Raw genomic sequence first — 14,387 nt, forward strand, 5'->3', positions numbered from 1 at the left:
GGAGGATGTGTATGCCTAATGATCAATTTGATCTTATCGTGATTGGCGGCGGGCCAGGTGGTTACGTTGCTGCGATACGTGCTGCTCAGCTAGGTATGAGGACAGCGTTGGTTGAGCGGGAGCATCTTGGCGGTATTTGTTTGAACTGGGGATGTATTCCGACCAAGTCGCTGCTACGTTGCTCAGAGATCGCACACATTTTACATAACTTAGATCTTTATTGTTTTACTGCTAAAGATATATCTTTCGATCTTAAGGGAATAGTCACACGTTCGCGTGATATTGCTAAGCAGCTTTCTACGGGTATTACCCATTTACTAAATAAGAATAATATTACTGTAATTGATGGCCATGGTAAACTGGCAGGCATTTCCCAGAACTTACGTAAGATTTCGGTAAGCAAAAATGGCAAGTTAGTCAAAGATTACTGTGCTAAGCATGTCATTTTGGCTACTGGCGCGCGTGCAAACACATTGCCAGGTGTTACACCAAACGGTAAAAATATCCTGACCTATAAAGAAGCTATGTCGCCTGATACTATGCCAAAGAAGCTGTTAATTATTGGCTCAGGTGCTATCGGCATGGAATTTGCTAGCTTTTATAACGATATGGGTGTAGAAGTTACAGTCATCGAAAGCATAGATCGTATCCTACATGCCGAAGATACAGAGATATCTGCTTTTGCTATGCAACAATTTATTAAACAAGGAATCAAGATATATACTTCAGTGAATTTACATCAATTGATGGTTAGCGGAAGCGGCTATAATGCTGAAATTGAATTAAGCGGTAACAAGAAAATTTTAGAAGTTGATCGCGTTCTTCTGGCAGTTGGTATAATAGGTAACGTGGAAAATATAGGCTTGGAAAGCACCAAGGTAAAAGTAGAGAAAAGTCATGTAGTTACTAACGAATGGCTGGATACAGGGGAACCTGGGGTCTATGCAATTGGTGATTTAGTCGGCCCACCTTGGCTTGCCCATAAGGCAAGTCATGAGGCAGTGCTTTGCGTGGAAAAAATCGCTGGCTTGGGTGGTTTGTGTCCTATTAATACTAGAATGATCCCTAACTGTACCTACACTCGACCACAGATAGCTAGTATTGGTTTGACTGAAGCAGAAGCTAAGGAAACAAGAAGCAAGCTTAATATTGGCCGTTTTCCTTGCGTCGGTAATGGTAAAGCTATAATATTGGGTCAGCAAGAAGGTATAGTAAAGACTATATTTAGTGCCAAGACCGGTGAATTATTGGGAGCGCACATGATTGGTGCCGAGGTAACTGAACTAATTCATAGCTATGGAGTTGCGATGAATTTGGAGACTACTGAGGCAGAGTTAATGCATACTATCTTTCCACATCCTACTCTTAGCGAAATGATACACGAGTCTGTTCTTCATGCATATGGCCGAGCTATTCATTTTTAAAATTTTTATTTTTAAACATAGAGTTAACGGAATAAAGGGTCAAGAAATGAAAGGGTTGGCGTCAATATCTAAAGATAAAGTGCGTGTTCGCCATCCTGAGAAAGCACATAAACCAGATAATTTGGTAAAAAAGCGTAAACCTAACTGGCTACGAGTAAGAGCGGCTTCCTCAGAAACTTACCAAGAAACTCGTGCTATAATACGTGATTTTAATCTTCACACTGTTTGTGAAGAAGCCGCTTGTCCAAATATAGCTGAGTGTTGGTCTAAACGCCATGCAACGATGATGATACTGGGTTCAATTTGCACTAGAGCGTGTGCGTTCTGTAATGTTGCTACTGGTAAGCCAGACCAGGTTGATCCTAACGAACCAGAAAATGTAGCAAAATCAGTTATAAAGCTTGGATTAAATCACGTAGTAATTACTTCAGTGGATCGCGATGATTTGCCGGATGGTGGTGCAGGGCATTTTGCAGAGACCATTTTGCAAATTAGAAAGTATTCTCCTAGTACTACTGTAGAGGTTTTAACTCCTGATTTCAGGCGTAAAACAGATGCTTTAGCCATAGTAGTAGGAGCTAAACCAGACGTTTTTAATCATAATCTAGAGACAGTACCACGGTTATATACTACTATTCGTCCTGGTGCTCGCTATTTTAATTCGTTGCATTTACTATATAGTGCTAAGGAAATGGACCCTTATATATCAACTAAATCTGGCATTATGGTTGGTTTAGGAGAGACAGCTGAAGAAGTTAACCAAGTAATGGATGACATGCGTTCGGCTAAAGTAGACTGTATCACTATTGGTCAATACATGCAGCCGACGCCTAAACATCATGCGGTTGATAGATTTGTATCCCCAGAAGAATTTGAAACTTACAAGATTCGTGCTTTTAGTAAAGGTTTTCTCATTGTTTCTTCTTCGCCACTTACTCGCTCGTCTTATTTTGCAGGAGAGGATTTTGCTAAACTACGAGCTGCCCGTAACGCACATTTAGCGGATAAAATTAGTCCTATATAATGCTGCTATCAGCTGAATTTATGTTTTTATTACATAAAAAATAATTTTTGCATTAAATGCCAGTACACACAGAAAAGCGCATAGTTTATTATTTACCGGAACAGATGTATCTTCTTGTCGCCGACGTCGAAGCTTATCCAGATTTTTTACCTTGGTGTGTCGATGCACGAATTAATAAGCGGTATGAAAATATTTTCTTTGCTGATTTGATGGTTGGATATAAGTTATTTCGCGAGAAATTTACATCTAAGGTTAAGATATACCCGCAGGTAAACCGAATTGAGGTGACTTATACAGACGGTCCTTTTCTTTATCTTAAAAATCACTGGGCTTTTCTTAAATATGAAGATCACTGCTTAATTGATTTTTATTTAGATTTCGAATTTAAGAATATTATCATACAGCGTATGATGAGATTGTTTTTTAATGAGGTTGTTTGTCGTATGGTACAGGCTTTTGAAGATCGAGCAAAGTCATTATACGGCACATCGAAAAATTGCTAAGCCTATTAGCTATTATGCGAAACATTTTTCAGAATAAATAAATTTGCTTTATTTTTTGCTTAACTAAATAATAATGTGTACATTGTGCTTTGATTGATATGATAAGGTACAATTAAGAACACTAAATTATTTAATGCAAATTGACGAAATTAATTATTATTACAGATTAAGCTAATTGCTATAGAATATTGAAATATAACGAATAGCAATGGTCTGCTAATTATATGTACATCTTAAAATTCATATGAATGAAATGCGTTATAGTAGCAATAGAGGTTATATCTAAGAAACTGATTAAAAATTTTTAATATCAAGCTTGATTGGTAAAATCTTCTTAGAATAAGAATAAGTGTATTAAAAATACATTGTTTGTTATGGATATTACATCATTAAATACCAACAATCATAAAAAGCTAAGTTGTATAAATCCAATATGATATTCGTGAGTATCGTATAAATAAATACATAAACAATTAAATTTTTCTATTGTAATTTTATGTGACTATGTATTTTAAATAATCTCATTAATATCTTATTTGCATAAGATATTGCAAGTCTAGATACAAGCTATAAAGATAAAAATGACAACTAAATAATTAATATATTTTATTACCGATGATGTTTACAAATACTATTTGTAATGGAATAATTTCCATATAATAAAAAAGAAAAATAGCAATAAATAATAACTTATAATAAAATAAGTTATTAAGAAATTAGCACAATACACATTGAATTCTATTATTTTTTTTGTTGGAGGGATGGCCGAGCGGTTTAAGGCGCACGCTTGGAAAGCGTGTAGAGAGAAAACTCTCGCGGGTTCGAATCCCGCTCCCTCCGCCACACTGTATTTAAAATGCTATTTTACTGCAAAATCTAAAAATTATTTTAACCTATTCTGTCAAAAATTTAATGAGGTTAGCATAGAATATTTTTATTTTTTGTTTTAATCTTAGTATTAAGAATAGTTCTAAATTGTAATTAGCTATAGAATATTTTTGTAGTATAAAATCTATAGAAAATGTGAATGATAAAGTAATATTCGATTAATTATTAATAATACAATTGAATATCCTATTTGTAAATTCTTGACAAGAACATAACTATTATTTTAGAGCTAATTGTAAAGCTACTCAGTAAAATAGAAAATGCTGCATAAAACTACTAATTGTACAATTTAGTAAGCAATTAATTCTTCACAACATTACAGCACAATGCTATTTTTAATTATTACTAGTATCCAATTGATCGCTTTATTAGATGAATTTAGGGGAAGATATATATCGATGCTCTGATTATTTTTATCTTACGTTAAAGTTAGTAGATATCAGCAATTAACTAAAAAATAGCTTAATCTTTAACTAAAAAATTCACTAGGTATTCATTTTTTTTAATCTACCGACAACTAAGATGCTTAAGAGAAATTATGTTATTAATATTGCATGAGCTATTAATGCATAGAACATTTCACATATAGAATATGAAATGTTCTATATCAATAATAAATTAGTTTATACACAAACTGATCTAATTTTCATAAATTATTAAACAGAAAATCATAATATACTTGATTATTATTGGTATTCATGTTAGTTAAAAATCAATGTACTACTGCTAATAATTGAAGATAAATAAAAAAAATTAATTTATTTTCTGTATTATTTGCAATACAAATTCGAATATTCAAAATCATGAAGTGTATGCTAATATTATTGTGATGTCTTGTGTAATTATTGATCTTGATTCTGTCGATAGTACCAACTGGGAAGCACGTCGCCGAATCGAAGAAGGTCTAAGCGACGAAATTATTATTACGGCCTACAAACAAACTAATGGTCAAGCTCGACGAGGGCGAAGATGGGATAGTCCTCCTGGCAATCTTTATTGGAGTCGAGTGGCTTTTCCACAATTAGGTTCGCCAGTTCCATCCATTTTTTCCATGATTTCTGTATTGGCTGTACTTGATCTAGTACGCTTAGTTTTGCCATCAAATGTATTAGTCTGTATTAAATGGCCAAACGACATATTAATCGCAGGTAGTAAAGTAGCAGGTATTTTACTAGAGAGCGGTGAGAAGAATGGCACTCCCTGGGTAATTTGCGGTATTGGAATAAATTTAGTATCTTCTTTGTGCATCAAGAAGCCATATGCTGTTACCAATTTGCAACACTGTGGAGCAGTGAAGACTGATCGACAATATTTGGCATATGATTTGGCAAGACATTTCAATCGTAGGTTAACTGATTATTTGGAAAAGGGTATGGTTGCTATTCACACTGCAGTGCTAAAAAATTTAGTGGGTATAGGTAATTTCGTCACTATCTGCATCAACAATAGACGCGCTGATGATGTGACTGGTAGATTTTGTGGTTTAGATGATTTATGTAGAGCAGAAATTCTTACAATCGATGGCAAGAAACGAATAATTTCAGCTGGTGACTTGTTTTTGCAATCTACTGCTTAGTAAATAAAATTTATGTTTAGAAGTATAGCAATGTACTTTTTAATAATATTTATTTAAATATAATGTCAGTACTGATTATAAAATAGTAAAATTTTATCGTTATTATCGTTATGATTATAAGAAGTAGTTATTTTAAGATTATTTTTATATTATCTTAGGATGACTTTATAATTCAGTATGATAGAATAGTGCTTAGTAATAAGTTGCTAAATATTTTTTGTTAATATTGTTACGCGCACTGTTAAGAATATTGCAAATTCTAGTTACCAGTGAATTATTTGATAAACATAATGTTATTAATCACTGGTGTCATAAATATTATTGCTATAGTTGTTTGATGATAAGATAGTTAACGCACTGTTAATATTATCAGTCAGCAGTAATCGAGGATAATTTAGTTTATTATTAAGCGATTAGTTTTAATCAAGTATGTAGATCATGCGAGCACTTTATATTAGTTAGTATCAATTAATACTAATCCTTGCATAAAAGGATATTCGTAATAAATTAAAAAAAAAATAACATTTGATATTAGATTATTGCGTTAATACTTAAATGCATTTAATGGTAATAAACTTAGTATTTTTATACTCAATGTAGTAATTTAAGTTAACCATTGCTTCAAAAAAGTATAAAACAATTAAAAATTAAATTTATAATTATAATTAAACTACTAATAGATGCTGTATTTATAGCAGTTTATAGATTAAAATTCAATCTTTACGCTTTATTAGCATAGCTAAAATAATTTTTGTATTTAACAAATACATCTTACCTTACATTATCCAAAATTCATAACTGTTGCATTTAGTAATTGCTAACCAAGTATTAAAAATAGCTAGCATAGCAACACTATTAACTAGTAGTTTTAACCGTCATTAACAGTAAATTAGTTTAGTGGATACTAAAGAATCTAAAAATGGTACATTCCTTATAATAATGTAAGGCTTATCTCTTAGTTTCGTCAGAATGAAGACATAGCTATATGTCTATTAATTTTATGGCTTTGTTGTTTTAGCTAACAAAAATCAAATATCGGCTAATAAAATCTAATTATGAAGTATAAATGATTGATATGTGCAGGTATAATATTTAGCAGAAAATAGTATTAATTTATTCAACTTATTGACCGGTATCAGCATCCAAACTAGAAACTATTGCTATTGAACTATTACATAATTCACAACACCCTTCACAAAAGGTATATCTTGGGCGTATGCAATAACACGGTTAAGTTCATTCTGAGTACGAGCAATTCCCATTATGTAAACAATTTGATTCACTACATCGATTGAGTAGTTAATAACTGCGATTTTTTTGTCAGCTAACATTCGAAAACGAAGATCAGTGCCAATTTGTGTATCAAGAGTAAAATTAATTATACTAAATCGATTATTGACTTGCAGTTCATTGATAACCTGCACTACACCGTCAACGCTCCAAGCTAAACGTGTTGCAATTATTCGATCTTTTGCATTCTCTACATTGCCTGTTAATAATACTTTTCCACGGTCAACACTAAAAGAAACCTGGGGAAATAAATTATAATTAGTTTGAAATAATTTGCTATTAAGTTGTAGATAAATTAATCTATCATCGATAGTTCGGTAAAAACCATTTTTAGTTTGTACTGCAGTGAATCCGGCTACGCTAGTACCAATAATAATTCCTGCAGGTGAGCAACCTGCCAAAAAAATCGAAAGAACGATTATGGTAATAAGAGATATAACTACACAAGATTGATACTTGTAGTTGCCTTGATTCATCAATTCCTACCTTTGTTTATTTCTTTTTTTACCATTATTTTGCGCTATAAAATATAGATTTATTCATCCAATGATGGTATAATAAAAATAATATTTGAATTTTAAATTTGTTATATTCATTATAAACTCATGATCAGATTGATCACTTTATTAATTGTTTTTTTAACCTTTAGCAAAGCTAAAGATAACGAGCATATTGCATGTATAAAAAGAATTTAATCATTAACTGCTGTTAATAGACTATTAGTCGTATGATTAAACATTTTAAAATTAAATTATTACGCCAATTCGTTTGTTTTGCTTAAAATATTGCTTAGTAAAGCTCAGAAAAATATTCTGACTTATTATATAATAAGTATTAGATAAGAAAGTTTAGCATATTATTTTAATTATGCAGACAATAAGTTAGAATTATAGACTATCTTTATTTCAAATAACAGCATATCACAGGCTGTTATTTGAAAAATAAATAAAGCAATAGATTCAATCATTAATTTTAATTGGCAAGTAAAGTTATCATTCTGAAATTTATTTTAGTATTACTATTTAATATTTTTCTCTTCTAGAGAAGTAGAAAGATTAACTAATTGTATCATCTATTATTTATGAAATTAATTTTTCAATTAAATTGATTTGTTTGTCAATTGTCTGGTTTAATCAATTAATGCTTTTAAGCATTATGACATAATGCTGCGGTTCCATCTTAAAACACTCTGACATTAATTAGTTTAAAAATTAAATTTAAACAATGAATACCCATTCACTTACAAGATATTTATTTATATGATGGCTTCTAGTTTTACTCATATAATCAACTTAATTGTGTGATAATGCTCAAGCTATACACTAGCTATTACTTACCGAAGAAACTTTTTTTACTAATGAAATAAAATTATCAATTTAATTATTGCCTTTTTCAACTTCCTAGTTGAATTTTGTGATTGGCTTGATAATTTATCCTGTTGTTTATAGAATTCATTGTAGTATTAATACGTTAAAGTATTTTAACTAAATCTTAAAATCATTAGCTTGTATTACTTATCTTTTTTCCCAATAATGGAGAATCACCATTAGTCAATGGCGTTATTATTATTCGTAATAACAACAATTAATTATTATTAATCATTAAATATCAAAGTACCACATACGATGGCAATTCTATTCCTATATACAATGATTTATTCAACAAATATTAGTTTAGCTCGTGGCTTGCGTAAATACTTTTTGTAAGATAAGTCAAGTTAAATTTAAGCAATAGACAAATATACTTAGTATACTATAAATCCTTCTTATTTTAGATACCACTCTTTGTTTATATGATTAAATAAAAATATTTTAATAAACGAGGAATTAAATTTATCTAGTCGATATTATTAACAATAATCTAATTATAAAACATTGTATTTGTCCGATATTTTAGAATATGCATAACAAAATAAAATACGTCAAATTTTAATTTGAAGCTTTATAGTGCGCTATACAAATTAGTGAACTTTAAGTTTAGCTAAATAAATTAGTTGACTAGATAATTATAAGAAACGTTTTATAAAGCGTTTATAAAAACGCACAACTATTATGAAATCAAATTTCACGAATATTAATATGGAAACATATAAAGATTTGCTACTACATAAGACATAAGCAAATAATTTTTATTGTTTACTTATCGCGATAAAAGAGAACGCATCTGCCCATTAGCTACAGCTAACATAGCCAAATCGACATGGTCATTTGAGCGAATCTCAAAGAGCAATCGATCAGTTCGTTCCACATCATGCAAACAATCTGCACTCCAACAAGAAATAGCATCATCTGTAGATATGATATCGCCATTATGACTTATCAATTCCTTGCTGTGCTCATTTGTCTGTTGAGATTTTTCCTTTGAATCTATAACTACTCTTTTTATGTGATCCAATACCTTACGAGCAAGGTGGCTTTGGTGTCGATAAAAATCATCTACTAAAGCATTAACAGCCTGTTTTTGCCAATAAGTTTCTGCTACCATTTCCAATGCTTTGTCTCGCAACCAATCTAAAGAGAATTTAGTTCCAACTTTAAAATAAACAACCGCAACTGTGCGTACATCTAATTTTATTAATGATGCTAGTCGGACTATATCGCAGGCGGAAAATAATGCTTCTAAAGAAGCAATCTCATGAGAGAGAGTTTTTGGGACACCATTATCTTCTAGCTGGCTGCGCACCTTTCTCAGATTATCGCGCTCCATATCACCAATCACTTCTATTAAACAGCTTTTTAGATTACTAACGCCTGGGTAAAAATCATTGACATAGCTAGCAATATCAAGCGGTCGACGACCATTGCGTAAAAACCATATAGTTTTATGTTCCACTATTTGCTGTATATTGATTAGCATTTTAGTTTGCATCACTGCGGGAACTTTGTTGTCTAGATTATTAATTGCACTCCAAAGTTTTTGCATGTCGAATACTTCACGCACAATGATAAAAGCACGAGCGATATCCACTGAATTAGTGGCGGTTTGTTCATGAATAATATCGAGAAACGTAGCTCCAACCTTGTTAATCATGGAGTTTGTGACAGAGGTAGCTATAATCTCCCTTCTTAGACGATGCTCAATAATTGCTTTGCTATACTTTTTGCGAAGTATTTCTGGAAAATATAGTGCTAAATCATTAGCTAGCGCTGGGTCGTCCGGTAAGTCACTATCTAATAAATCATCGTATAATTCCATTTTAGCATAGGCAAGCAAAATAGCTAATTCTGGACGAGTTAATCCTCTACCTTCCGAAATTCGATTTATAATTGCTTCATCATCAGGCAAAAATTCTATTTGGCGGTTTAATTTTAAATGACCACGTTCTAGTTTGCGCATCAATCGGCTCTGAGAATCTATTAGCGAAAGGCCTTTATATGAAGCAACAGAGAGCGCTTGAGTTTGGTCGTAATTATCAGCTAAGACGAGCTCAGCAATATCATTTGTCATTGTCTCAAGCAGTTTATCGCGCTGTTTTAAGGTCATATCGCCATCAGCTATTATAGCGCCTAGTAAAATTTTAATATTTACCTCATGATCCGAACAATCTACTCCAGCAGAATTATCGATCGCATCCGTGTTTAGCTTAATACCACTTAAAGCTGCTTCGATTCGCCCAAGCTGGGTAATTGCTAAATTAGCACCTTCACCGATCACCTTAGCTCTAATTTCCTTGGCATTTATACGTACCTGATCGTTAGCTCTATCGTATACATCAGCACTGTTTTCGCGTTCAGACTTAATGTATGTCCCAATTCCTCCAAACCACAGTAAGTCAGTTTTTACCTTTAACATCATACAGATTAGTTCATTGGGGGATACTATATCTTCACTTATACCAAAAGTTGTTTTGATCTCTGGTGTGAGTTTAACAAACTTGGCCGCACGATCAAAAATGCCGCCACCATTGGATATTAATTGAGTATTATAATCAGACCAGCTTGATCGTGGCAAATTAAACATTCTTTGATGTTCTTTAAAACTCTTAGAGGTATCAGGATTTGGGTCGACGAATATATGCAAATGGTTAAAAGCACCTAACAGACGAACATGCTTTGACAACAGCATTGCATTACCAAAAACATCACCAGACATATCACCGCACCCCACTACGGTAAATTCTTTGCTTTGAATATTATGCCCAAGTTCGCGAAAATGGCGTTTTACGCTTTCCCAAGCACCACGAGCTGTAATTCCCATTTTTTTATGATCATAGCCTGCTGAACCTCCAGAAGCGAAAGCGTCATCTAGCCAAAAACCATATTTCTGAGATACTTCGTTGGCAATATCGGAAAATGTAGCTGTACCTTTGTCTGCAGCTACTACTAGATATGGATCATTGCCATCATAACGGACGACATCTTGAGGTGTTATTATATCTGTACTAGAAATATTATCAGTAATATCTAACATTCCGCTTATCATTGTCTTATAGCATTCAATTCCCTCAGCTTGTATTTCTTCTCTGCTACAACCTAACAGAGATCTTTTAACAACAAATCCTCCCTTAGAACCAACTGGTACTATTACCGCATTTTTAACTTGCTGAGCTTTCATTAAGCTAAGAATCTCGGTACGAAAATCTTCGCGTCGATCAGACCAACGGACGCCACCGCGAGCTACTTTACCACCACGTAGATGAATGGCTTCTACACGTGGACTATAAATCCATATTTCTACGAGCGGCCGCGGAAGAGGGAGATCTTGTATAGATTGGCTATCAAGCTTAAAGCTAATATAGCTCTTTGGCTTACCGTCATCGCCTATTTGGTAAAAATTAGTGCGCAAAGTACTGCAAATTAGATTCAGGAATCGCCGCATGATCTTGTCCTGATCTAGGTTAGTTACACCATCTAAAGCTGAATGAATTTTAGCTGTTAAATCAGCAATAATTTTTTTTCTATCGTGGCTAGCTGTAATTGGATTGAAGCGAGCAGCAAACAGTTTTACTAGTAGTAGTGCAATCGGTGCATATACTAGCAATGTCTCTTCCATATAATCCTGAGAAAATGTAAAAGCTGCTTGGCGTAAATACTTAGCATAAGCGCGAATGACGGTAATTTCACGCCATGTAATACCGGCATTCAACACTAAACCATTAAATCCATCATTTTCCATACGGTTATTCCATACAGCAGCGAAAGCCTCCTCAAATGGCTTTTTTATATTTGCAAGTTCGCATTCATTATCTCCTCGTAAACGCATCTCAAAATCATGCAGCCAAATTGGATATTTCATGCCGCTGCCTTCTATTTCAAATGGTACTTCTGAGAGTACGCGCACACCCATGTTCTCCAACATTGGCATAACGTCACTAAGCGGCACTGGCTTATTGCTATGAAATAATTTTAAGTGTAGCACATCATCATCTACTCCAATAGGCCGAAATAGATTAATACCTAGTGTTTCTTCTTCTATCTCTTCCATTCTTTCTATATCTAAGATCGCAGCATGAGGAAGATATGATTCCCGATAAGCAGTCGGAAAAGCTGAAATGTAGCGATAGCGAAGTTTTGCAGAGGCTTCTTCTCCCATATCTGCAACCATGACGTTATGCAATTTATCAGCCCAGCTTCGGCCAGCATCAATTAATCGCTGCTCCAGATCATCAATGTTAACTTCAGGAATTTCCCCGCGTGTAGTAGCAATTATAAAGTGCAAACGCGCTAGTACACTATCTGATATCATAGTATTGAATGCAGTTATCTCACCATTAAAAGCTGTAGATAAAATCGCTTGAAAGTTTTGGCGAAGCTGAGTATTATAGTGGTCTCGCGGTACGAAAACGAAAGCAGTTACGAATCGCTCGAATGCATCGCGATACACAAATAGTGCAATTTTTTGCCGTTCTTGTAGATGCAGTATACCAATTGAGATCTCAAATAAATCTTCCTCGTTGGCATGAAATAGCTCATCGCGAGGGTAAGTCTCCAAGATATTAATCAAAGCTTTTTCATCATGACTTGCTGGGCGGAGCCCAGCACGCCTTACGATATTTTGTACTCGCTGACGTAGTAGAGGTATTCCTTTTGGACTTTCATTGTAAGCGACAGACGTAAACAAGCCAATAAATCGATGCTCTCCTATCACTTTTCCAAATTTATCCATTTTTTTAACACTAATAGATTCAAGAGGAACAGAGCGATGTACAGTAGAAACTTTATTAGCCTTCATAACTAGGAGAGGAGTAGAATCAAGTAAAAAACCCCTGACTTTCGATGGTAAAGATCCAATCTTCCTCAATCCATCAAATACGCTAACCTCAGGTGCACGAATGATACCAAGTCCGCTATTATTCACAACTTCCATGCGCAAATTATTACCATTTCCTACGTAATCGTATTGACGATAACCAAGAAAAGTAAAATGATTATCTTCAATCCAGCGTAAGAATGCGCAAATTTCCTGTAGATCATCCTTGTTCTCATTTTTAGATGATAATTTTTCTAGTTCAATAATTACGTTTATCATAGTGTTACGCATAGCTTGCCAATCTTCGACTGCTGAGCGTACGTCTTGCAGCACATGAGCTAATTCTGCTTCGATACTTGCTAAATCATCGCTGGATGTTTGTTCTGAAACCTGCAGATGCATATAAGATTCACCAACTGCAAATTCAGCGTTGCTGTTTTTATCTAATAAAGTCTGCACTACGCCACTCTGATCACGTATGACACGAATAATAGGGTGGATAATAAGGTGTACAGTCATCTCGCGACGGTTAATGGCAGCAGTTACAGAATCTACTAAAAATGGCATATCATCATTTATTATCTCGATAATAGTGTGAGAAGATTGCCAACCAACTTCTTCAAAACGAGGATTGTAGGCTCGAATACGTGGCTGATTTGGTTTACGCTCTCGACCGTAATTCCATATAGAGATCGCAGCCCCAAAAATATTTTCGACTTCTTCATCGATCAAATCTTGCGGCGCAACATTAGTAAAAAATTGGCGCAAAAAATTTTCCACCATTTCTGCTTTTACACCATTAAATCGATCGATAACCATAGCGCAAATAGCATCGATCTTCTCCACTTTAAGAGCTTCAGTGCGATTGCGCATGTCTATTCCTCAACAAAAATTTTCTAAAGTTGCTAATAAATAAGGTAGTATTATTCCATTCAGTAAAAAACTAAATTCGATATCCAAATATCTTAAAGTAACTATAAACAATATTAAGTGCTAGTATTCTCAATTAACTGATCTATAGTAACTAACAGTCACGAGTTTTATTTATGGATTTTTGCTTGCTTAAGCAACCTAAATAAAACGTATAATCAGAAATTATATACTGTATTAGTCTCGACAAATTTTGAGTAATCTAAAGTTAATAATCAGCCATTAATTAGCTTAAAAGTTAATTACATCAAGCATCAGCAGAAAAATTTGAGTATCATGTGATCTATAAAAGTAGAAATTTTTCCACTTGGTTTGTTAAACATATTCCATAGTCCACTAATTAATTTTTAACACTAGCAAAGATTAGTTAAGAAATTGCTGCCTTTATTTACAAAATTTTTTAATGAAAATTAAAACGTAAACTACACAATATGCAAAATTGTTTTTAGTATAAAGTGATTATAAGCAAATTTTAACTTTAAAATTAAATTGTATGTATGGTCTTAGTAAAGACTTGCAATAATATGACTATATAAAAAGCTCTATGCAAAAAATCGATATGG

At 33.3% G+C, this 14,387-nt stretch carries 6 protein-coding genes and 1 tRNA gene; 5 read left to right on the top strand and 2 right to left on the bottom strand.

All coding sequences use genetic code 11. The annotated features are described in order from the left end of the window. Positions 1-11: 11 nt before the first annotated feature. The 5 genes from lpdA (at position 12) to A1OE_RS04150 (ending at position 5,415) form a co-directional block, all read left to right on the top strand. Positions 12-1,424: a dihydrolipoyl dehydrogenase gene (lpdA, locus tag A1OE_RS02030; RefSeq protein WP_015088408.1), complete on the top strand. Its 1,413-nt coding sequence runs from the start codon at positions 12-14 to the stop codon at positions 1,422-1,424. 46 nt (positions 1,425-1,470) lie between these two features. After that, positions 1,471-2,448 carry a lipoyl synthase gene (lipA, locus tag A1OE_RS02035; protein WP_044283375.1) on the top strand — a complete coding sequence of 326 codons (978 nt, stop codon included), beginning with the start codon at positions 1,471-1,473 and terminating at the stop codon, positions 2,446-2,448. Between the two features lie 56 nt (positions 2,449-2,504). After that, entirely contained in the window at positions 2,505-2,951 is a 447-nt protein-coding gene (locus tag A1OE_RS02040) for a type II toxin-antitoxin system RatA family toxin (protein WP_015088410.1), read from the top strand. Positions 2,952-3,706: 755 nt separating this feature from the next. Beyond that, positions 3,707-3,794: transfer RNA gene (locus A1OE_RS02045), tRNA-Ser, on the top strand. A gap of 874 nt (positions 3,795-4,668) precedes the next feature. Next, the gene (locus tag A1OE_RS04150) at positions 4,669-5,415 is read left to right on the top strand and encodes a biotin--[acetyl-CoA-carboxylase] ligase (protein WP_015088411.1); all 747 of its coding nucleotides are present in this window, start codon (positions 4,669-4,671) and stop codon (positions 5,413-5,415) included. A 1,160-nt stretch (positions 5,416-6,575) separates the two neighbouring features. Here A1OE_RS04150 and A1OE_RS02055 read toward each other — a convergent pair. Together A1OE_RS02055 and A1OE_RS02060 are read right to left on the bottom strand one after the other, a co-directional pair. Further along, positions 6,576-7,181: a BON domain-containing protein gene (locus A1OE_RS02055; RefSeq protein WP_015088414.1), complete on the bottom strand. Its 606-nt coding sequence runs from the start codon at positions 7,179-7,181 to the stop codon at positions 6,576-6,578. Positions 7,182-8,844: 1,663 nt separating this feature from the next. Continuing rightward, complete coding sequence (locus A1OE_RS02060) at positions 8,845-13,767, bottom strand: NAD-glutamate dehydrogenase (RefSeq protein WP_015088415.1); 4,923 nt, start codon at positions 13,765-13,767, stop codon at positions 8,845-8,847. Between the last annotated feature and the right edge of the window lie 620 nt (positions 13,768-14,387).

Source organism: Candidatus Endolissoclinum faulkneri L2 (assembly GCF_000319385.1).
Lineage (GTDB): Bacteria > Pseudomonadota > Alphaproteobacteria > Thalassobaculales > Thalassobaculaceae > Thalassobaculum > Thalassobaculum faulkneri.